The organism is Synergistaceae bacterium DZ-S4 (assembly GCA_025943965.1).
In the GTDB taxonomy this organism is placed as follows: domain Bacteria; phylum Synergistota; class Synergistia; order Synergistales; family Synergistaceae; genus Caenicola; species Caenicola nitritireducens.
Genome location: JAPCWD010000011.1, coordinates 1 through 21,947, shown reverse-complemented (window position 1 = coordinate 21,947; position 21,947 = coordinate 1). Strand labels below are relative to the sequence as shown.

The 21,947-nt window shown below is 47.3% G+C and carries 19 protein-coding genes; 4 read left to right on the top strand and 15 right to left on the bottom strand.

The genetic code is table 11. The annotated features are described in order from the left end of the window. Positions 1 to 9: 9 nt before the first annotated feature. The 9 genes from OLM33_07810 to larA all read right to left on the bottom strand — a co-directional run bounded on the left by OLM33_07810 (position 10) and on the right by larA (position 8,465). The gene (locus OLM33_07810; GenBank protein ID MCW1713563.1) at positions 10 to 939 is read right to left on the bottom strand and encodes a general secretion pathway protein GspK; all 930 of its coding nucleotides are present in this window, start codon (positions 937 to 939) and stop codon (positions 10 to 12) included. Then, positions 905 to 1,543: a prepilin-type N-terminal cleavage/methylation domain-containing protein gene (locus OLM33_07805; protein MCW1713562.1), complete on the bottom strand. Its 639-nt coding sequence runs from the start codon at positions 1,541 to 1,543 to the stop codon at positions 905 to 907. The genes OLM33_07810 and OLM33_07805 overlap by 35 nt, the downstream gene beginning before the upstream one ends. A gap of 102 nt (positions 1,544 to 1,645) precedes the next feature. Further along, positions 1,646 to 2,416 (bottom strand): prolipoprotein diacylglyceryl transferase, encoded by a 771-nt coding sequence (locus OLM33_07800; GenBank protein MCW1713561.1) that lies wholly within the window; start codon positions 2,414 to 2,416, stop codon positions 1,646 to 1,648. A 149-nt stretch (positions 2,417 to 2,565) separates the two neighbouring features. Continuing rightward, positions 2,566 to 3,846: a TRAP transporter large permease gene (locus OLM33_07795; protein MCW1713560.1), complete on the bottom strand. Its 1,281-nt coding sequence runs from the start codon at positions 3,844 to 3,846 to the stop codon at positions 2,566 to 2,568. Between the two features lie 11 nt (positions 3,847 to 3,857). Then, positions 3,858 to 4,364: a TRAP transporter small permease gene (locus OLM33_07790; GenBank protein MCW1713559.1), complete on the bottom strand. Its 507-nt coding sequence runs from the start codon at positions 4,362 to 4,364 to the stop codon at positions 3,858 to 3,860. Positions 4,365 to 4,444: 80 nt separating this feature from the next. Then, positions 4,445 to 5,437 (bottom strand): TRAP transporter substrate-binding protein, encoded by a 993-nt coding sequence (locus OLM33_07785; protein MCW1713558.1) that lies wholly within the window; start codon positions 5,435 to 5,437, stop codon positions 4,445 to 4,447. A 78-nt stretch (positions 5,438 to 5,515) separates the two neighbouring features. Beyond that, positions 5,516 to 5,938: a DUF126 domain-containing protein gene (locus tag OLM33_07780; GenBank protein MCW1713557.1), complete on the bottom strand. Its 423-nt coding sequence runs from the start codon at positions 5,936 to 5,938 to the stop codon at positions 5,516 to 5,518. Further along, positions 5,938 to 7,155 (bottom strand): aconitase X catalytic domain-containing protein, encoded by a 1,218-nt coding sequence (locus tag OLM33_07775; protein MCW1713556.1) that lies wholly within the window; start codon positions 7,153 to 7,155, stop codon positions 5,938 to 5,940. The genes OLM33_07780 and OLM33_07775 overlap by 1 nt, the downstream gene beginning before the upstream one ends. Positions 7,156 to 7,175: 20 nt before the next feature. Beyond that, positions 7,176 to 8,465, bottom strand: coding sequence for a nickel-dependent lactate racemase (gene larA, locus OLM33_07770; protein MCW1713555.1), 1,290 nt, complete (start codon positions 8,463 to 8,465; stop codon positions 7,176 to 7,178). A 343-nt stretch (positions 8,466 to 8,808) separates the two neighbouring features. On the opposite strand from larA, the gene OLM33_07765 reads away from it, so the two are divergent. Beyond that, positions 8,809 to 9,468 (top strand): GntR family transcriptional regulator, encoded by a 660-nt coding sequence (locus OLM33_07765; GenBank protein MCW1713554.1) that lies wholly within the window; start codon positions 8,809 to 8,811, stop codon positions 9,466 to 9,468. A 26-nt stretch (positions 9,469 to 9,494) separates the two neighbouring features. Continuing rightward, positions 9,495 to 11,174 (top strand): dihydroxy-acid dehydratase, encoded by a 1,680-nt coding sequence (ilvD, locus tag OLM33_07760; GenBank protein MCW1713553.1) that lies wholly within the window; start codon positions 9,495 to 9,497, stop codon positions 11,172 to 11,174. Between the two features lie 14 nt (positions 11,175 to 11,188). Here the strand turns inward: ilvD and OLM33_07755 are convergent, their stop codons facing one another. Together OLM33_07755 and OLM33_07750 are read right to left on the bottom strand one after the other, a co-directional pair. Further along, positions 11,189 to 11,518, bottom strand: coding sequence for a type II toxin-antitoxin system PemK/MazF family toxin (locus OLM33_07755; protein MCW1713552.1), 330 nt, complete (start codon positions 11,516 to 11,518; stop codon positions 11,189 to 11,191). Then, positions 11,512 to 11,760, bottom strand: coding sequence for an AbrB/MazE/SpoVT family DNA-binding domain-containing protein (locus OLM33_07750; GenBank protein MCW1713551.1), 249 nt, complete (start codon positions 11,758 to 11,760; stop codon positions 11,512 to 11,514). Before OLM33_07750 ends, OLM33_07755 begins: the two co-directional genes overlap by 7 nt. A 140-nt stretch (positions 11,761 to 11,900) precedes the next feature. Between OLM33_07750 and OLM33_07745 the strand changes: the two genes are divergently transcribed. Then, complete coding sequence (locus OLM33_07745) at positions 11,901 to 12,122, top strand: hypothetical protein (GenBank protein ID MCW1713550.1); 222 nt, start codon at positions 11,901 to 11,903, stop codon at positions 12,120 to 12,122. Positions 12,123 to 12,206: 84 nt separating this feature from the next. Here OLM33_07745 and OLM33_07740 read toward each other — a convergent pair whose 3' ends face one another. Both OLM33_07740 and OLM33_07735 read right to left on the bottom strand, forming a co-directional pair. Next, positions 12,207 to 13,334 carry a HigA family addiction module antitoxin gene (locus OLM33_07740; GenBank protein MCW1713549.1) on the bottom strand — a complete coding sequence of 376 codons (1,128 nt, stop codon included), beginning with the start codon at positions 13,332 to 13,334 and terminating at the stop codon, positions 12,207 to 12,209. Continuing rightward, positions 13,327 to 13,665: a hypothetical protein gene (locus OLM33_07735; GenBank protein ID MCW1713548.1), complete on the bottom strand. Its 339-nt coding sequence runs from the start codon at positions 13,663 to 13,665 to the stop codon at positions 13,327 to 13,329. Before OLM33_07735 ends, OLM33_07740 begins: the two co-directional genes overlap by 8 nt. 256 nt (positions 13,666 to 13,921) lie before the next feature. Between OLM33_07735 and OLM33_07730 the strand changes: the two genes are divergently transcribed. Further along, the gene (locus OLM33_07730) at positions 13,922 to 14,053 is read left to right on the top strand and encodes a hypothetical protein (GenBank protein MCW1713547.1); all 132 of its coding nucleotides are present in this window, start codon (positions 13,922 to 13,924) and stop codon (positions 14,051 to 14,053) included. A gap of 76 nt (positions 14,054 to 14,129) precedes the next feature. On the opposite strand, the gene OLM33_07725 is transcribed toward OLM33_07730, so the two are convergent. Beyond that, positions 14,130 to 14,774, bottom strand: a complete 645-nt coding sequence (locus OLM33_07725) for a hypothetical protein (protein MCW1713546.1) — start codon at positions 14,772 to 14,774, stop codon at positions 14,130 to 14,132. 630 nt (positions 14,775 to 15,404) lie between these two features. Then, on the bottom strand, positions 15,405 to 21,947 hold a 6,543-nt coding region (locus OLM33_07720; GenBank protein MCW1713545.1), incomplete at its 5' end, for a VCBS domain-containing protein.

The following is a 21,947-nucleotide window of genomic DNA, read 5'->3' as shown; positions in this document are numbered from 1 at the left end:
CTGTCTTGCCTATTCCTCCCAGCGCACCAGGCTGCAAGAGTTGTTTTCCCGTTTAAGTATGATCCTGAAATTCCTCTCCATTTTATCTCCATATGATACATTGATATTCAGACGAAAATAAGAGCTTTCAAAAGCGATAACATTAGAAAGTTTTGTAATGACCTCAACAGGTATGTTGGGGATCTTTTTCAGGTCATCCAGGCTTCTTATGGGGTACATCATCCTAAGCGCGGCAAAATTCCGTGCCTGGGCTATGTCGATCTTCTCGTCCATTATTGCTATGACCTGTGGGGAAGCGGTGTTTATATTTACTTTTTCGCTGCCGTAAACGGTTAGATATCCTGCCAGGCCCATGGGGATGTCTTTTGTTCCCCACAGCACCCCGTCGTTAATTTCATCTATCAGCCTGAGCTCGGTGAGATCGCTCAGTTGCCGGTTGATGCTTGTGTTCCTTTCGCTTCCCTCCAGCTTCTGGCTGCTGTCGGAGTCAATGAAATCCAAAACTACCGCGGCAAGCCATGGGAAACCAACATTTTCCCATATTTTGTCCCATGCGCCGGTGTACTCGGATCTGATGGTGACCCTGTCAGGCAACAAAATACCGTTTATCGGGATTTTGTCATCTAGGGGCTCTATTTTGACTTCAAGGGTAAAACCGTCGATCTCAGATCTCAATACACCATTATAAGCGTAAAGGGGCTCAGATCGGCTGTCATATCCGTTATTGTCCTGCGCGATCTTTTTTGATGCGTACTTACAGGCTATCTCAGCAATGCTCCTGCTTCTGACGATGAAGCTTACTGCCTCTGCCCTTTGCATCTCAGTCCTTGCGTACCACGAAAATGCCGTCGCGGCAGTAAGGAGCAACGTGACTGATATCATTACTGATATGAGGATGAACCCCTTATTCTTTGAGGATCGTCGGCAGTGAATCTTCATAAACTTGTTTTCTCCCGTTAAGCGTTATCGTTATCCTTATGGCTTTCGGGAGTTCTCCCGTATATTCATCGGCCCATGACTCGCCTGACCAGACGGAGAACCTCAGCCCCTCCGCATCCTTGAGCACCATTTTGCCATCCTCCGGCTTCAAACTGTCTGTGTCCAGATCAGTCGGTCCCGTCTCTTCACCGGATCCCTTTGCCGCAGACCTCCATCCCGGTATCTCCCATCTGTAGAGTCCCGGTTTATATTTATTGAGGCCTGATGAAGATACGATCTTGTAAACTATCAGCCCAGGCGCTTTATTCTCCTTCACAGGAGCGGCTGACCAGACAAGCAGCCTGTCATCCTCCCTGACAGTAAAGCCCTCCTTGTGAACAGTCCGAAAGACGGGGAAAGAACTGCTTCGTGCAAAATTTCTTGTGTCGCTGAAGATCCTCTCAGCCGTCTCCATCACTTTAATGTTTTTGCCCCAGCCCTTCTGGACGGTCTCAAGTGACTGCACAGTAAAAACCAGCGGAGTCAGGGCAGCAACGGCAATAATGCCGGCCAGCCCGACTGCGAGAAGTATTTCTATCAATGTGAAGCCCTTATGTCTTATCATCTGATATGCTGAACCATCCTCCTATCTTCTGAGACAAATGACCGATACCAATATACAGCATCAGGCTGAAATGAAAAATGATCCCGTCTTGAGGCAGATGCTCTATCTATTTTTGTGAACAGACCTGTATATCGTGAAAAGAGATGCCAGAGACCCGATGATGACAAAGAGTGCAAAGATCAGCACCCCACCGTTTCTTAGTCCCTCTTCCCTTACATGATCGGTCAAAAGACGAAAAGCACCGTAAGCAAGTATGAAAAGCGGAGTAAGAAGAGTATGGCCGGGAGCCCTCTTTTTAAAAAACAACTTTTCAGTTGCGGCCAGAAAGAGCATCATCCCAAGCATGAAGGCTGATTCTATCAGGGGATATGGGTATCTGAAAATGGAAGCATGGTCATTTGGATAATGCACGGCAAACCACGGCAGCGGCAAGCTGTCGAGACTGATCCCGCGGCAGCATCCATCGAAATAGCATCCCAGCCTCCATATGGCTATAGCGGATGCCGCAGGTATCATTGCAGCATCCGCGAAATCGTTCCACCTGATCTTTTCCCTGTATGACTTGTATATGCCTGCCAGTCCCCCGCACAGAATGCCGCCGGAAGAGGAGAGCTCGGCGGGGAAAAAGCCCGCGAAGGAAGGATCATTTGTAATAAACAGCATTGCTTTGCCGAAAAGATCAAAAAAGAGAGCGCCGCCCGCGGCCCCGAAAAATGTCCAGACTATAGCATCCGTGACCCCGTTATGTTCGAGGCCATACTTATTCACGGCCCTGTGCCGGGTCATGAACATGAAGACCACGATGGACAGAGTCCAAAAGAGGTAGCTCGTCTTTATCGTAATGAAGGAGTACTGGAATAGCACCGGAAACATCCATTCATCTCCCTGCCTGTCGCCGTTTTAATATATCATTGTTTGAGCTATTGAGAAATAACGGTTTTACAGCGGCAGAGGTCTGGTGCAAGATACAAAAGGCGGCAGGCGTTAGCGCCTGCCGCACTGAACTAGCTTCGGGGATATTTTTATCTTATTACCTGCAGAAGCCCCATGGTGAAGATCGGGAAGTAGGTGAAAAGCATAAGGCATCCGACCATAGCCACGAAAGCCGGGATTATCTCCTTTGAAATACTCTCAATGCTCTCCCCCGATATCGCAGAAGCAACAAAGAGGTTGATCCCGTAAGGCGGTGAGATGAATCCGCATGCCAGGTTGACCGTGATTATCAGCCCAAAATGTATGGGGTCGATACCGATCATCTTGACTACAGGCAGAAGTATCGGCGTCAGTATGATGACGGCCGCTATGTTGTCCACGAAACAGCCGATGATCAGCAGGAACACGTTGATGATCATAAGCAGCAGGAAGGGGCTGTCAACGAAGGTAGTCAGCCATGCTGCCATCTTTGCAGGGATCTGCGCCATTGCAAGGTAGCTTGCGAACGCCATTGAGAGCCCGATAAGGAATGATGTAGCCCCGTTGATGAGTCCGGTCGATTTGAGGCAGTCATATAGCGATCTCATGTCCAGCTCATGGTATACAAATTTCCCGATGATCACAGAATAGACGACAGCTACGACTGCCGCTTCGGTGGGGGTAAAGATGCCGCCGTATATGCCCCCGAGGATGATCAGGGGGACAAGCAGTGCCCAGAAAGATTCTTTGAACGCTTTGGAGACCTCAGAGAATCTCGGACGATCTGTCATGGTTTTGTAATTGCGCTTCCTTGCAGTTATATAGCAGACTAACATCAGCGCTATGCCTATTATGATCCCGGGGATGATGCCGGCAATGAACATGTCGCCTATCGAACACTGCGCGACTACACAGTAGATCACGAATGGAATGCTCGGAGGTATTATGACTCCGATCGTGCCTGCAGCAGCTGTAATAGCCGCGGCAAAACCGGCATCGTACTTCCTTTCCTTCATCGAAGGGATCATAAAGGATCCGATGGCCGAGACTGTGGCCGGTCCGGAACCGGAAATGGCAGCAAAGAACATACAGGCAAGGACCGTTACCATAGCAAGGCCTCCTACGATGTAGCCGACAAGGCTTTCAGCGAGGGCGACAAGCCTGCGTGAAATGCCTCCGTTGCACATAAGAGCGCCTGCAAGTATGAAGAACGGTATTGCCAGCAGCGGGAACGAATCGAGCCCCGTAACGGATTTCTGGGCAAGCATTATCATAGGTATGTCGGATGTCATCAACATGGCAATGCACGTTGAAAGCCCGAGAGTGATGCCTATGGGAATGCTGAGTGCTATTGTGACGATAAGGATGGAAAAGAGGATAATAGCTTCCATGGTCCCGCCTCCTATTCCATTATCTCTGCCGCAGGTGATGCAGGTGCGGGCAGGCCATTTTTATGCAGCTTGTAGAATTCGACTAAAAGCCTCAGGCACATGAGGGCGCACCCCACCGGCACGGATGCATATGGCCAGGTCATCGGTATCCGCATCGCCGCAGATTCCTGCCCGGTCTCCTGGAGGAATATCAGCAGCATCGTCCCTTGCCATGCCAGGAAGAAACTGAAGACGAACCATACTATCAAAATCATATATTCGAAATATATGCGTGTTTTTCCTTTTATCATATTAGCGAACATTTCGACCCTGAAGTGGCTTCTTTCTTTAACTGCGTAGCTGGCGCCTATCCAGGAGAGCCAGAGGAAGATAAAACGGGCCAGCTCCTCGCTCCATGAGAGCGAGTTTGAAAAAACATATCTCATTACGACCTGGATAAAGACGATAACTGTCATTATGGCCATAGTCCAAACGCAGAAGTACTCTTCAAAATTGTCAAGGAATTTACTCACCGTCATAGCGGTTATGACCTCCTCTTAATGCAAAAAAGGCGCTTCCGTCCGCCGGAGCGGGCGGAAGCGTTGGTACTGTGTCGATGCTACTTCTGTACCTTCTTGATTATTTCCATGAGGTCCTTGCCGAGGTCCTTCTCAAACATCGGGTAGACTTTTGCAGTTGCTTCTACAAAGGGTTTCTTTTCTTCTGCTGTGAGGGAGTTTGCTTTCATTCCTGCCTTGATCACTTTTTCCTTGAATGCGCCTTCCTCTTTTTCCATAAGCTGACGCTGTTTCGCTGTGGCGTCCTTGGCGGCCTTGACTACGAGCTTGTTAAGATCTGCCGGGAGTTTATCCATGAACTTCTTGTTTGCAATAAGGATCTCATATGAGAAGACGTGTCCCGTCTCGGATACGTACTTCTGTACTTCGTAGAACTTACCGTCGTCGATCATTGCATAGGGGTTTTCCTGCGCGTCAACAGTTCCCTGCTGCAGAGCGGTGTAGAGTTCTCCCCAGCTCATGGGCGTGGGGTTGGCTCCGAGTGCCTTGAAGAATGCGAGGTGCATCGGGTTTTCCATAGTACGGATCTTCAGGCCTTTAAGGTCTGCAGGGCTCTTGATGGGTTTCTTGCTGTTGGTGACGTGGCGGAATCCGTTCTCCTGATAACCGAGGATAAGGATGCCTTTGGCAGCCAGATAGCCGTTGAGTTTCTCTCCAAGGATCCCGTCTACTGCTTCAAATGCTGCCTTTCTGGTGGTGAAGAGATAGGGCAGGTCGAGGGCCTGGATCCTCTTGTCGAATCCTGCGAGGGGTGATGATGAGGGGATAGCCATCTGGATCGTTCCCATCTGTACACCTTCTGAAAGTTCACGGTCGCCGCCGAGCTGTCCGTTAGGATAGAGTTCGACCTTGATCTTACCCTTTGAACCCTCTTCGACCTGCTTCACGAAGACTTCTTTCATCGCCTTCATTGTCGGATGCGAATCGGAACCGATGTAACCGACCTTGATGGTGTATTCCGGAGCCGCAAAAGCCGTGCCCGCAAATACTGCTACTACTGCCATGATCATAAATACTGCAAAAAGCTTCTTCATTTGCTGTTTCCCCCTTTGATTTTGTGCTTCGTTTGGAATTATAGAAAACGCCTCTATGAGGCGCAACTACCAATAGGCCTATTTCTTTTTCCTTACTCGGATCTCGCCCCTGTCTGCGTCGACTTCGACATAGTCTCCGTCCTCTATGACCTTGTAGGGGTCGGTCTCCATCTTGTCCACCATAGTGCATCCGACCATAACTGCGGAGGATACGATCACCGGTTCGGTGTCGATAAGGATTATTGCAGCAGGAAGATTGTTTTTGACCCAGAGCTGATAGAAACCGTCTACCTGTACCACGGAGCTGCCTTTTCCCGACTTCAGCACGAGTATTTTATTCGCTATGCTCCTGCCGTGGATCGCATGGTTCCTCTCTATGACTGTCCCCGTCTCGGGATCTGTAAGGTAGAAGCACATCGCGTCTGTCGAGACGACGGCCTCGCCGCATGCGCTGCCCTTTACTATCTTGCGGCACTTATAGACCTTCATATCCTCAGACATTAGTCCAGCCTCCCTTTTATTGCTGCCTCGACACACTCTGAAAGTCTGCGGATAGCAAATGGCTGTCCGCGGCGCTCTCTGTAGTATGCGCACTTAGGAGAGTCTGTCACGCCAAGGCTGCCTTCGAATGATTTCCAGCAGGGTTCGTCGATGCATGTGTTTCCTACCATGCGGACTCCGAGAAGCTCCAGCTTCTGGCGGAGGTGCGAACGCTCGGCAAGCTCAACGGCGCCGGATTCGGCCAGTATCCAGAAGGCAGTGTTGTGGTTGACCTTCCTTCCCGCGAAGAGCCTTTCTATTTCAAGGATCTGGCTGTATGTGTAGTGAGGGCAGCCAAGCATTACCAGATTGATGTCCCCTGTAGCTGCTGTAAGTTTTGTCTCCTGGTCCTTAAGTGTTTTATTTGTAATAAGCGCTGTGGGAGCCGGTATTTTTTTGCCGCCGAAAGCTGCTTCTAGAGTGGGTGCCTCAGGTGTGATGCCGACCATGTGATACATAGCCACGGCTCCGCTTGTTGCGGCCTCTGCTCCGAAGTAAAGGAAGTCTTCCTGTGATGGGCGCACTTTGTTTTTGAATACAAGGACAGGGTCAAGCGATCCTGCCATCTCTCCGATGCAGTGCCCGAGTATCCCCCAGTCGTAGCATTCGTTAAGTTCGGCATCGACTTCAATAAGAATGTCCCCGTGCCTGTTTTCGTCGAGGTGGTAACCGTAATATGGAGTCTTTCCGACTACCGCGGCAGCCAGCGCACTTATTGATGATTCGCGGTTGGAACGGGCACCCAGTGCTCCGTTGACATAGGGTGTCGCGCTGGACTCTGAAAATGCTATGTGCTCTCCCAGGAAGGGAACGTTGGAACATACTCCGGGGGCGCAGTGATATGTAAGTATCGCGCCGATTTTGCGGTATGCCTCTCCTGTGCGGTTAGCCAGATCAAGTTCCTCTTTTGTAACGTCATAGAATTTTGTCAGGTAGTCCGTGTCCCAGTAGGGGTTGGTCGTAGGCGGAACAGCGCATGTCGCGCCTCCCTCTACAAGGAGCTCGCACCAGTATGTATCGCCCTCCTGTCCGCTGAGCGCGACGTGGGCACGCTTGATGGGGATAAGCTTTTCCGCGTCGAAGGTGACTCCGAGCGCATAGAGCATTTCCATGGCTTTCTGCTTTCCCGCGCCTTCAGCTCCGTCGAGTATCCGTTTTTCTTCATCTGTCAGAAACATAGTCAGCCGCCTTTCTTGTCTTATATATTTTCTATGATCGGCAGTGAAATGCCGCCCTTGGGAATAATGCCTATCGTAGCTCTGGGGATCAGTCTCATCGCTTCATCAAGAGCGGCCTGAACGTTAGGGAAGGGAGTGTACTGCATAGCTGCAAGGTCTTCTTTTGTCAGGCCGTCAGAGACGCAGAATATTTTTGCCTTGTCCCTGGCGCGGCAGTTGCAGACAGAAAGCACTGCAGAGACCATGTCAGCTTCAACATCTTCAGGGGAAGCCGCAGCCAGCCTTCTGAGGACTTCGTCCATGGGCAGCGACAACCATTCCCTGAAATGGGGGTGGTTGTGTGCCAGGCCTTCTGTGCAGGGAGCAGCGAATATCATTACACCGCCCTCTTTTACTGCGAAATATGCACAGCTTGTGCCTTTGCAGGCCTGCCAATAGTCCATGTCTGAGGGTGAGGAGCTCACGATTACGATGTCTGCAGGTTCCGGCACACTTATACTGTAAGATATTTTCGCAAGCTTTATTCCCTCTCTGTGTGCCTTGATAAAGTCTCCCGCGAATATTCCGGAGATCTCTCCCTCATAGTTCTTTACAGTGTTGACGATAAAGGCAAGCCCTGCGATCTTTGCGACCTCTTCCATTCCCATGCGGCATGGATTGCCGTCTGCCATCCCGAGTGGTATATCGGGACAGAAGCCAGCGGCGGCATGGGTGGCTGATGTCGTAACAAAGTCACAGACTCCCGGCTGAAGGATCTTTGCACCGCCGGAATAGCCGGCATCGCAGTGCGGAACGATATTACCTATGCCGACAAGGAGATCGGCCTCCAGTGCGTATTTGTTTACGTGTACAGGGATCTTATAATCACCTGCAGTGACTGTACCGAGATCCTTCATGTCTTCGCTCGCATTGGCGTCGTGCTGTACCACTTTGAAACGTCTTACCATTTCCGCCCCGAGCTTTTGTATTATCTCTTCATCGGTCATAAGCCTGTGAGTGCCTGGCGCGGTAAGAAAACTCATGGCGTTGTCAGGGACTCCGTTTTCGTTTAGGTAGTCTGTGATTATGGGCATTATTATGTCGAGAGGAGTGCTTCTAGTGTTGTCTTCAACGAGAAAGACGATGTTTTTCCTGTCTACGGCAAGTTCTTTGAGCGGCGGAGTGCCGATCGGCGATTCAAGGGCTGAGATAAGCTCTCCCTTAAAGTCTTTGACCGCCGGGATGTTCGTCATTTTCCCTTCGAAAATGACAGATCCTTGCGGTGCATCAAAATATTCTTTCCTGTCTCCGTATGGTATGTCGTATCTCATCAGCTTTGTCCTTTCATCTAACACAACTTGTGTGTTGAAAGTATGTAGCCTGTATACATTTTATAGATTATACCATTCCGTTTATGTATGCACTACCCGTAGCGAACGCCCAGCGGACTAAATCGTCCCAAATATGTGAGCATGATAGTATCTTCAGAAATATATGTCAACTCAGATTTTATAGAGGCTCTGATGTCAATAGATAAAGCCGCCTGTTGACTTCTTTTCGCGTTCTATTGTCAGGATGCTCCGCATCTTCCTGCAGCAGATGAAATATGTAGACAAAAACCTGATTAAGATGTATGTTTGCTGTATACATATATAGTAAAAATGGGGGATCTAATTGACACACGACCATGAAAAAGCCAGCTGGACAAAAGCATACGAATGGATCCGTGACGCAATTGAATCAGGGGAACTTGAAATGGGCACACCCTTGCCGGAGAACCTTCTTGCCAGGGAGATAGGGGTCAGCAGGACACCTATCCGTGAGGCACTAAGGAGTTTGGAACAGGACGGATACGTCAAGATAATTCCCCAAAAAGGCGCATTTGTATCAGAAATATCCCTCGAAGACCTGAAAGAGATATACGACATTCGCAAACTTCTGGAACCCTTTGCAGCACTCTCTGCAGTCAATAGGATACCCGATGGGGAGATCGACGAGATGGAAAGAGGCTGGAAAGCCCTAAAAAGGGCAGTGCTGGCTGGGGAAGTATCTCTCTCTAAGGTCTCAGAAATGGATCTCCTCCTCCACATGACGATCACCAAATATGCGACCAATAAACGGATCGGCGCGATCATAACCACATACCATGCCCAGATCCAGCGCTTCCAGAAACTTTCTGCACAGTCCCTCGCGAACATCCACGAAACGATCGGCCAGCACGTTGAGATATTGGAAAAACTTCGTGAGAGGGATGCCAGGGGCCTCTCTTCTCTGCTCTACGAACATATCGCAAAAAGCGAGAGCAATATAATGAAGGATTATTTCCTCAAGTAAATAGATCTGAAGGTGGTGGGATCCAGATGAAATTCAGAAGCTCCGAAATACTTTCAGATCCGGTCTTTACCGAAAACAGGGCCCTCTATAAATCCATGGGCTTCTCTGACGAGGACCTAAAAGGGCCTCTAATAGGGATAGCGAACGCGTGGAACGAACTGGTGCCCGGACATTACAACCTAAGACAACTTTCCGAATTTGTCAAAAAAGGCATATACAGGGCCGGCGGAATGGCAGTCGAGTTTGGTGTAATAGCTGCCTGTGACGGGCAGTCATGCGGACATAACGGTATGAAATACATACTCCCCACCAGAGACCTTATAGCATGTGACATCGAAGCAATGGCGGAGGCCCACAGGCTGGACGGCATTGTTATGCTTGGATCGTGCGACAAGATAGTCCCCGGTATGCTGATGGCAGCAGCAAGGCTGGGAATTCCGGCGATATTGCTTGTCGGAGGTCCAATGGCCGGGGGCGTTTCCTTTGACGGGCGTAAGAGCGACTCCACCTCCGTATCGGAGGCTGTGGGGATGCTGAGCGCCGGACGGATAAGCAAAGAGACTTTATCAATGCTTGAAGACAATGCAGCACCCTCATGCGGTTCATGCTCATACTACGGCACCGCGAACTCGATGGGCTGTGCGGCAGAGGCTATGGGCATGTCCCTCACCGGTTCGTCCCTGATCCCCGCGACAGCATCCGAAAGGTTCAGGTCCGGCGAAATGACCGGCATTAAAATTGTGGAGCTTGTAAAAAGAGGCGTTACTGCAAGAGACATAATAACAAGGAACTCCCTTGAAAACGCAGCTAAGATAATGGTCGCCACGGGAGGCTCCACAAATACTTTCATCCATCTCTCGGCAATAGCACACGAGATAGGGACAGACGCAGAGACTATGATGAAAATATACGACAGGGCAAGTGAGACTATACCTTCTATAGCGATGGTGAACCCTGCTTCTTGCTACGACATGGAGGACTTCTACCGCGCCGGAGGGATCCCGCAGGTCATGAAGGAACTGGGGGAGGACATCGATCTTTCATGCATGACCGTGACAGGCAAGGATCTCAGAGAAAATCTTGGCGCATGGTCTGATCAGTTCGGCATTGACCGGCGTGTGATCCGCACCAAGGAAGACCCTTTCGGCAGATCAGGCGGCCTGGCAGTGATGCGGGGTAACCTTGCTCCGGGGACTGGGATAACAAAACCCATAGCAATGGATCCTGCTATGTACCATTTTTCCGGACCTGCAAGGGTCTTTGACTGCGAAGAAGATGCGAACCGGGCGATCCTTGACGGAAAGATCAAAGATGGGGATGTGCTTGTCATCCGTTACGAAGGTCCTAAGGGCGGCCCCGGGATGCGTGAGATGTATTTCGCGATGAAACTGCTTTACGGCAGGGGGCTTGCAAAAAAGACCGCGATCATAACTGACGGCCGTTTCTCCGGAACCAACAACGGCTGCTTTGTCGGCCACATATCCCCCGAAGCCGCCGAAGGCGGCCCCATAGCCGCAGTCAGGGACGGAGACATTATCATCATAGATGTTGAAAATAAGAAACTGGACGTTGACCTCTCCCCCGAGGAGCTGGAAGCCCGCCTCAAAGAGTGGAAAAGACCTCCGCAGAAAGAACTGAAAGGCATCCTCGGCATATACGCCAAACTTGCCGCCTCAGCAGCAGAGGGCGGCATGATGAAGGTCTAGCCCAATAGTGATAATCACAGTATCTCGATCTCTGAACAGATAACATCAATGACCCTCTGCAGTATATCCTGGGGGAGCCTCTCAACGATCTTGAAGTGTCTTCTGTTTATGTCGAGTGATTTGACATGTTCGCAAAGTATGACTCCGGTGGTTTGGGTCCTGCCGTCAAGACGTATATGAAGAGGGAATTCATTGTTGGTGTTGGTTACGGGGCATACAACAGCCATGTTGGTCTTACTGTTGAAAAAGTTGTTGCTTACTACTAATGCCGGTCTGTACCCTGCCTGTTCATGCCCGGCATGAGGATCAAAATTAAGCATGATGATATCGCCCTGGCTTACCATACTTCCTTACCTACAGGCTCACCCCAGTCGATCCCGGTGGGTTCGTACTCACCTTTATATCCCTCAAAAAGATTCATTATATTCTGACGCTTTTTTTGTGGTTCAGCTTTCGTTATTACAATGCAGTTTCCCTGTGCAGAAATATTGACTGCACCTTCCTTATCAATTTCCGCTTCTCTAAGAATATCCAGAGGAAGCCTTATCCCCTGACTGTTTCCCCATTTTTTGATCGTTGTAAGCATTCTCATCACCTCATGTATATACAAGTATATACACAACTTGAACGAGTGTCAAAATAAGCATTTATACATATCGATGAGTGTCGATGTTATAGTATATTGTTCCTGGAAATTAAAAGCAGTTTTACGGGGGAGTGGTATAGATGTGGTGGGGAGCAGCTGCAAACGGATGTGGAATGCCATTTGGGATGTTTATGATGCCGTTGTTCTTTCTTATAGTAGTCGTGATCCTCTTTTACGCATTCAGCCACAGAAAGAATGAGTTTGAGAGTCATCGGTCAGGAAGCTTCAGCGACAGTGATGATATTTTGAGAGAATTGCGGGAGATTAAAGAAGAGCTCCGTGATTTGAAGAAAGACAGCTAACAAATAAGCGGCTTCAGGGGAACCAGCCCCGAAGCCGCCTTCTCTTTTTTGTATGATTGGAATACAGACTGAAATTTAAATTTTTTATCGATCTGGCACGAATATTAATTTTGCCCTTCGCGTACCTTGATTAGCCGTACTCCAGGAAATATGGCCGTCATTTGCCAGTCTTCCCCAAACAATTCCGGGATGGATATCTATGTTTTTTGCAAATTTTGATACACTTGCGTCAGAATAATCAGAAGTGCCATCGATAAAATATTTGTATTCGTCAGGCGGGATCAATGTGTCGGCGGAATATTGATCCGCCTGTTTCTCCATCAGCATTTCCTCTGGGATCATGCTGATATTGTTTTCTCCTGGAGATATGTAATTGACCAGGATATTTTTTTTTGTGTGACCGAGCATTATATGTCCGATTTCATGGAAGAAAGAAAACCAGAAAATATCTGAATGTGCACCCCTTGTACTGAGGTTTATATGTACCTTCTCAGGGGAGAGCCATCTGGTCGAGCCATGTACATATGTCCCTTTGAGATGAGGCAGCAGCGTAACGGCAATCCCGGCAGATGCACATATCTCTCTTAGGTTTTTGTAAATATCCACTGTACATAAAGTAAGGGCCCTTAATTGGGGAATGATAGATTTCAAAGTTTTATGTGAAAATGGTTTTGTTTCGATCCGCCGACAAATATTTTCACCCTGCTGTAACCATGCCGCAAGAGCAATTACAGATGGATCAGCGATCAAGGCATGACGAAAATTAGCCGCGTATGGGAGGTCGGGAAAATATTCTAAGGACCCTACATTAAAAAAATTTCTCAGATTAACAACTTTTTCTTCTTTTTTTCTTGTTGCAGGAATCCATCCATACTTTGCCATTTCAGCATAACAGGAATATTGATCCAAAAGTTCCGTCTCTTTTGTTATCTGTTTTTTTTCTTTTATCCGTTCGAGCTTTGCCTGGTAATTAGATTCCAATTTTAACCAATAAACTGCCTCAGGCTCGAAAATATTCTCCAAAGCCAGAGCAGTTTTAGGCGTGACAGGCGCCTTTCCCTTGATGATCTCGTTTACGGTTTTGCAGGTCATCCCAAGCCTTATGGCCAAATCTTTCTGCGTCATATGATAATACTCAAGTAGCTCACTGAGAGTTTCTCCCGGGGGGACAGCATAATCAGATTCCCCATAAAATATTTTTTTATCAGCCATGATAATCTATAACCTCCAGGATGATAATTTCTGTTACCTTGCCCCAATCCAGTCCTCCGCTTGGCTGTTTCGGGACAGGGTCATTATTAGGCTTGAAAATCAGCCTCACATTTCCTGATAAAACTACGCTGAGCTGCCCCGCTCTGTTGTTGACGAGCTCGTGACACCTTGCCGGGGGCAGTTTACTTATGTCTGCAAGAGAAGATGCCGCTTCAAATTCTGTTATGCGCAATCTAACCTTGTCAGCAATTGTTTTTCCCCATCTTTTATTGCCGTCAATGTTATTTAAACAGGCTTTGTACAGTGTGTTCGTAGAGAAGTATACCTCCATCACGTGCCTCCGTCAAGATAATAATTAACCTATTATGTTAATAAAAATATTAATTGATTTTTATTTATATATACCTATTAAGTTAATTATAATTAAACATCTAAGCATGGATAATGTTGTTAATGCCTGTAATTTCATTCCAGAAATGTTGGTTACAATAATACATCAACTTAGCTAAAAAGCAAACTTAGTGCAACCCTTTTGGAGTGATCACGAGGACCTGGATCCCCGCTCGAGGGCATGCGGGGATGACGGGATGAGGAAGGCGTACGGGGATGACGGAATGAGGAATACATGCGGGGATGACGTAATGAGGAATACATGCGGGGATGACGTAATGAGGAATACATGCGGGGATGACATAAATGAGAAAAGTATACGGGGATGACGGAGAATGGGTCGTACCAAAGGGTTTTGATCCTAAACTATCGATTTGCTACCGGTTTGCAATTAACTCCCCTGATTTATCCAGTCTTTGCCAGCTTCGCCAGCCACTTAACGTGTCTTGTGATCTTTGGGGATGCGAATGACTCACCCAGTTCCTGAATGAGCTGTAGATCCAGCTTTGCCAAAGCCTCTTCGTCGATCCTGAGATCTTCAAGGATGAAAGCCTTCCAGATAGGGTAGTTCTGAGGTGTGTATCTGATGACGTAAAGTTGATCGAGCAGGGCCTTTTCCGGTATTGCCCTTATGTATCCGGGTGGGGGGTCCTTTACGGCGTATGTGCCTGGAAATACGGCCTGCCGTGGAACTGTGAGCCATTGGATATTCCCGTATGGCGTCTTCAGGCTTCGGCTTCTCTTTGGCGTGACCGCTGTGACGGAAGCAACAGCCTCGGGGATCAACCCAGCTTCAAAGAGGACAAGGTTGCCAGATACTGCGGCTGGGCCGTAAACATTGCATGCAAGGTATCTAAGGGAGGGCTCTCTCTTGCGCAGAAGGGGACCAAGACAGTACCAGCCACGCATTATCCGTTCGATATAGCCGTCCGCGGCAAGCCCCTCTATCTTCTGCCAGATATTAACGTAGCCGCTCTCGGTCAGTCTGCTCTGCAGCACCCAGCCGGGGATTTCTGTATCCAGTCCCTTAAGCAGCTCGATATCGGTCAAGCCACATCACCTCGCTAAAATATATTCCATTTTGTGCATAATAACATCTAATTATTAGAGTTTACTATACATAAAAAATATATTCAAGCGTAATAGATCATAGGGATCAAAAATCAGGATCTATGAGCAAGGAGGTATCTTTTCGCAGAACATCAAGCTTATCTCCTGTCTCGATTCCCTTCTTTAGTTCATCAAAAATCTCCGCCACCCCCATACCAATACATTATAAACCTATGGTCGAACGATTATGAAATGGCAGAAGGAGCAGAGGAAATTTGCAGCAATCACGAGGAGCTGGATCCCCGCTCGAAGGCATACGGGGATGACGGGATGAGGGATGCATGCGGGGATGACGGAGAATAGGACGTACCAAAGGGTTTTGATTCCCCGCCCCCGGTCGTTCCCGTGTGCCCCTGATCAGGAAGGAGCTGTTCCTCGATAGAGGGACATAATAAATCACCATAGCGACTGACTATTTCGAGTGCGTTCCGAGATCGGGAACCCAGGTCTGTCTTTGCTTTTGACCCTTTATGGAGTGATCATGAGGACCTGGATCCCCGCTCGAATGCATACGGGAATGACGTAGAATGTGCCCCCGTACGTCCCGCTTTTTGGGCTTTGGCTGAGGTATTACGGGCTCGGAGTTACATCAATGAGGCTGGCCACCAAATCCTGCTGGATCTTCAGCACGACATCGGTATGCACGGTATGAGTATAGACGTCAAAATCTATGCCGCCCTCATTCGTCGTCGTCTTGATCCACTCGCTCCCATCCTCATACAGAATGCTGACACTGTCGTTTGAATCTCCGTATATAGTGAGTTTATTATTTGAGTCCGTCATGTCGATGACATCCTGCACGGACAAGTTCTCAAGCGCATTGGAACCGCTTGTGCTGCCCCTCAGGTCAAATATCTCTATGTTACGAATGGAAGGATCTGAACCAAAATCGATGCCCTCATCAAATCTCATGACGACCGTGTCGGTTCCGGTGAACCCGTCAAGAGCTTTTCCCCCGGAGTAGAGCAGGGTGTCGTCTCCCGTTGTCGCAATCTTCTCAAAGATATCTATATCGAGGGTGTCCGATACAGGAGAAGAAGGATCGGAGTGCCCAGTCTCAACAGTATATGCTTTGACTTCAATAGTTCCAGTTCTTGCCGATTGTATAAATGCGATGTTGTCTATTTCGCTTGCGGCTATTCCGGAAACAGTGTAGGTGTCTGTTGCAGAATCATAGCTTGAAGATATCAAGGAAGTACCGGAGTAGAAGGAAGCGTATTCTCCAAGTCCCTTGATCTCCAGAGTTACTGTTTCAGAGCCGTCAGTATCGATAATTGAAGCATTAAGATTCAACGATACATAATCTCCTTCATTGCCAAAAGTACTGGTTGGAGAAATAGAAAGTCCATTTGCAACCGGTACTATCTCCATATCAAAAGTAGCGGTGCTTATTTCCGGATCCAAACCATCTTCTCCGGAAATAACGGAGAGAGTCAGATCTGTTATAGTTCCACTGTAGTGCTCCGGTGGCAATATGGCGATATATGGAGGCAATGAAACTCCGTTGACCGGGATGGACCATGACATATTGCCAAATGCATCTGCACCCAAGTTGTGGGCTAAAACAGCAGAAGCCTCGTCCGCACCGTAATAGACAAGGTACCCATTTGGCAAGTTGCCCAATATTGCCGTTAAAACTGATTCCGAGCCGTCAGTGTCAACAAGTCCCGTGCTTGTAAAGTCAAGTACGATCTTGGAATCTTCGCTTCCGGAAATATTGTTTGTATGTATGTCGTATCCGCTGTTGACAGGTTCAACCGTAAGTGTTTCTGTAACAGTGTTAGTTACGATGTTTGCGGCATTTTCTTCCTGTCCTACAAGTGTTGTTGTGATGGTAGCCTGTCCGGATGAGTGCTCACCAGGTCTATAGATAAGATCCACAGGCTGGTTAATGTCTGTTACGCCTTCTACTATATAGTAATCGCCGTCCGCAACTCCTGCTACACCTGATACATAGGTAAGAGATAGCTGATTCCCTCCATACCAAAGTGTTCCGGGTGAGTCCATTTCTGTTTCGTCAAGCGAGACATATAGCTTTTCTCCGATGATATTTAAATGAGTATTATCCGCAGGGTTTGACATGTTGAGAGTCATAGTAACATCATTGCCCTCAAGAGCATCAACAATCGAGAGTGAGAGATCTGTATCGTCAGTCACCGGAGTTATCGGCTGGTTTATTGTAATTGAGTCATCGCTTCTGATTCCGCCTTCTGAGTATGTTGTCAGAGTTGCATCAAAAGAAAGATTAGAACTGTTATTGCTGTTCCAGTTAGGCGGGGGCGTTATAATTATCGAAGCTAAGAGAGCTTGTAATGCAGCATTTCCGCCTGTGCTAGAAGCAGTCCATACAGTTTCTCCATTGACAGTTGTTTGTACCATTCCATTTATTATTGTGCCTGGAGGTAGCCCTGTTAGCGTAATAGAGAAGTCGCTAGTTCCGTTGGTAGTAAATTTGGCAATATCAGCCAGAGTAATTGGAGAATCTTCATTTGCAACAGGTAACGGGATAAATTCAGCCTCTATAATATCTACAGGTGTTCCTGTGGTACTGCCTGTGTCATCAAAATCAGCAGGGGTGGTTATTACAATTACGGTAGAGGATGATACTGTTACGCTGTCAAAATCCTCTGAATGTGCTGAGATGATAATACTCTGATTTAGGTTAGAAAGCTCTGCTGCTGTACCATCGAAATACAGAACAACAGTGTGTGTGAGCGGTCCGTTAAAATCAACATTCGGATTAACCTGTATGAGCCACTGTCCTGTATTAGAATTACCCGGTGTGTTACCGATGTAAACTGCGTTCCCAACTGTCACTCCATTAGGTACTCCATCTACGACTATAGTTATAAGTTGTTCACTACCGTCATAGTCTTGCTGATTGTTAGCATTAGGATCATGTGCCTGTTCTACCTTTATGGTTACAGAAACAGTGGAGTTTTCTGTGACGGTAATTTGATTGCCAGAGATTATAACAGACGGTTTGTCTCCAGTTATTAGATCGACAGATGTCGCTGTCTGGTCTGTCACTGCGTTTACGATAAAATTGTATGTTGTATCTGTTTGCTCTGTGACAGAGGGCAGAGTTGAGTCGGAAGAGGGGTCTGTTATTTCATATTTGATGGCGAAATTAAAGCTGCCATGAGTATTAGGAGCTCCCTTGCCATAAATGTTATTTATGGCTGAGCCTGTAAGTTTGTAATACCCATCTTCGAGCACAACTAAGGGAATTCCGGAGTCAGCTGACGCATCAGCCAGCGTTTTGGTAGTCGAATTGCCGAAGTACAAGGTGAAGTCTTTGCCTTCCACGTCGGATGCCTTGATCCAAACCGACGTCAGAGTTTCGTCATTATCATCGTTATGATGAACAATGTTGAAATTGAGATGCGCCAAAGTGTCTTCATGTGTCGTTGTGGAAGATACAATGGTGGATTCCGGCGAAGGAGTAACTTCTATTGTTACAGGTTTCAATGCTCCCGTTAAAGAGTCTCCGTCGTTTTCAGTTGTAATAGCTCTGAGATCTAGTTTTATGGTTCCGCTAAAGTTTTCATCTGTTTTAATAAAGGTATCTCCCAATTGAGAAGTATTAACAATCCAAACTCTATTGACGCCATCCCCGCCGACGTATGTCGCCCCTTCTACTTTGAATTTGGGATCGAGCCCAGTCAGTATAAGAGTTAAGGTTTCAGAACCGTCCGTGTCTGTAAGTCCAATATTATCAATCACGTTAGATAGTGCGATTGTATGTCCGGCTCCATCGACGATAGTTTCAGTAGTAGTGAAATCCTTCACATCAAGTATTGCAGGGTCGGCAACTCCTTTTACTATAACTGATATTGGGAGAGATACAGGATCAGAAACACTAGTGTGTCCTCCATCTGTATCCACCGATTGAGCAATGACATTTAATGTGAAGTTTTCGTTGCTGTTGTGCGGAGGCAAAATCGCAAGAGTCTTGCTAGTAGAGAACTCTGTAATCAATACCTTGCCATCTCCATCAACAGTCTGTTCGACTCCATCGTAATAGATTTTGGCTCCCGGTGGGATGTTTGCTATCGTGATATTAAATGTTTCAGATGAGTCGCTGCTTGAGGGTCGCACTTTAATATTAACAAGCGTGTCCTCAGGGGTATTCACTGGGGAAGATGCTGATAAAGTGACTTTATCAGCTACAGGTAATACCACAACATTTGTCAAGCTAGCACTTCCGGAAATTGCGCTTACTGTATTTCCCGTATCCGGGTCAACGTCCACTGTTTTCGCTTGTACTTCAATTTCAAACATGCCTTTTACGTTGTGTGCTGCTTTGAATTGTACTGTATCAAGGTAGTCGACTGGAATTTCCAATGCTGAGCCATTATAGGTCAGAGTTATCCAAGTAGAGCCGTTGTAATACTTGAACTGGGATCCCACAGCAGAATCTAGTCCACCGTTTAGTATTGGCTTCAATAGAGCATAGGTCAGTTCATCGGGGTCTTGGTTGTTCCAACCGTTCTTTAAGTTGAAACCATTCTGTTGTAGATCGAACCACGTGTCTTCATAAGCAGGAGTACTATAATTATGATCCGGGTTCATGGTAAGGTCATCGGTACCATCACCATCTGTGTCTGTTCCGACCACTTCAGGAACAGCCGCAACTTCAACAGTCACATCCATATCCGTCACAACCACAGATGTTACGGGTGAGCCATTGACGGTTTGAGTGTCTGTCGTTTCAACAGATATAGAGATGTCCTCGTCTTGACTAGAGTGCGCCGGAGGAGTAACGGTATAGTTCTTATATGCTTCACTTGCTACATCTACAGCAGAAACTGTGTAGTCAGTAGCGCCATCTCCGGTAAATATAATATTTCCTCCGCCATCGCGGATAACCCATCCTACTTGTAGTGCATTGACTGTTATTCCTGTAATTTCTTCGCTTCCATCAGTATCAGTCACTTCAAGATGCTGCAAGAACTTAACGGCAGTATCTTCATTGGTCGTTACACCTGAGACTTTTACATCACCGGCTATGGGGTTGACATAAAGGTTGAGCGTTACGCTGTCACTCTCAACATTCGGCGTATGTGAGGAATCACTGTCGGTGTCCTGAGCCCTTAGTGTTATTGTTATATTATTAATATCTCCGCTGAAATCTTTCGGCGGCTTCACGGTTATAGATGGGATGTCATTACCTCCGGTAAGAGGAATGGTAATAGTTCCAGAGCCATCTATAGTGGTTCCGTTTACAACTGTACCTGCCGGAAGTCCGGTGATTACAATGGATCTCTGTTCGCTTCCGTCCGTATCGTCAAACTGTTTCGTGAGCAATGTAGACAGATTGAGTGTAGTATCTTCATCAATCGTCACAACAGTAGACTTCACTCCGTCAATCCATAGTTCAACGTCATCGGTAACAGCCCTTACGTCGACATCAACAGTTGCCGTATTTATGGCACCTGGAACTCCCGATAGAGGGTTTCCGGAATTGTCGACTTCGTATGAAGTGACCGAAACAGTCACAGAGAAATTAACTCCGCTGTCTGCAGGGGGGAGCACCTGCAGAGCTTCGTACTGAGCTTTTGTCAGAGAAAGAGTTCCCGATGCGCTGTTTATATGATAATCGGTTTGGTCTGTAAGCACGATCGTTACAGAGCCGCCGCCGGACGTCCAAAGGAGAGCGTTAGAATTTGTTCCATCCAAAAGTTGAGCTCCGGCTGGAATCCCGCTCAAAGTGATAGCGCCTAGCAGTTCTGGGTTGTCTCCATCAACTCCCGGTCCATTTTGGTCCACATTGTCAGTTGACAGCGGCATCTTAAGTCCTAAAGCGACGGATATGTCCTCATCGGTCGTTATAGATGTGCTGTCCACTGTAACAGTGGGCTTGTCTGAAATGGGATTGACGGTTATGTTCAGAGTAGCATTATCGCTGAACGTTAAGTTACCGGCATTATATGTAATGGTGGGAACAGGGCCACTGTAATTTGGATGCGGAACAAATTCGTAGCTTCCGTCCGCATTTAGGGTCAGTGTGCCAATTGTCCCCCACGATGTGGTAATGGTGACGGTGTCGCCTGCCATATAGCTGTTCTGTACTCCATCTCCATTTGAATCTACTGTGAAGGAGAAGACTTTAAGTGGTTCGTCATAGTCTGGGTCTGGCACATCGTTGTCAAGGACATTGCCAAACAGAGTTGTGTCTTCATTAATACTTGCAATGTCATCATTTATTACTCCATCATCGTTTGTACCGATAATGGTAATTGTTACGTCTTTTGTGGTAATCCCGCCGTTGCCGTCATCTAGCTGGACAGTGTAAGTAAGTATGAGTGTTTCTCCATGCGGCAACTCATCAAAAGGATAAGTGTATGAATCAAACTTCCAGTCAATCCCGTGTGCTTTGTACTGATTTGTGGGATCATCGTTTCCTCCAGTAACAGAGAACATGGCAATTAAAGTATCATTATCAGGTACCGGTCCGGAATAAGTTCCACCGACAGAAACAGTATTTACTTTTGAAGCCACTGGTGTATCCAAAGTGTCCACATCATAGACGGAGAGAGTTCCTGAAGTGGATAATCCCGCATTTGTTTCAATTAAAGATTCTGAGTCACTGTCACCAGCGTCAAGTCGTATCTGAGGTTTATCATTTGTTCCGACCACAGTAATGGTTAGGGTTGTGGTAGCAGTGGCTCCCTGTGAGTCCGTGATAGTGTAAGTGAAAGTATCCGTTACCTCTTGGTCCTTTGCCAAAGCCTGCACGATAGGGTTTCCATTATCGAGAGTATATGTGTAAGTCCCATCAGAGCTGACTATTAAAGTTCCATAAGTACCTGCTATATCTGTGTCTACCTTTCCTGATACAGAACTATGCACTCCCTTATCAGCGCCCGTGACTGTAAATGTCTCTCCAAAGTCAATGTCCTCATCATTATCAAGCACATTCCCCGTCGCGGAATAAATTTCATCTTCTTTTACTTCATTTACATCAGCTTTAGCAACAGGTGCATCATTTGTACCTGTTATGGTAATAATAACGTCATGAGTATCACTGGCACCGGAAATATCAGTGGCTTTCACTGTATAAACAAGTATTAATTTATCTCCCTCTGCAAGCTCATCAAAATAATAATT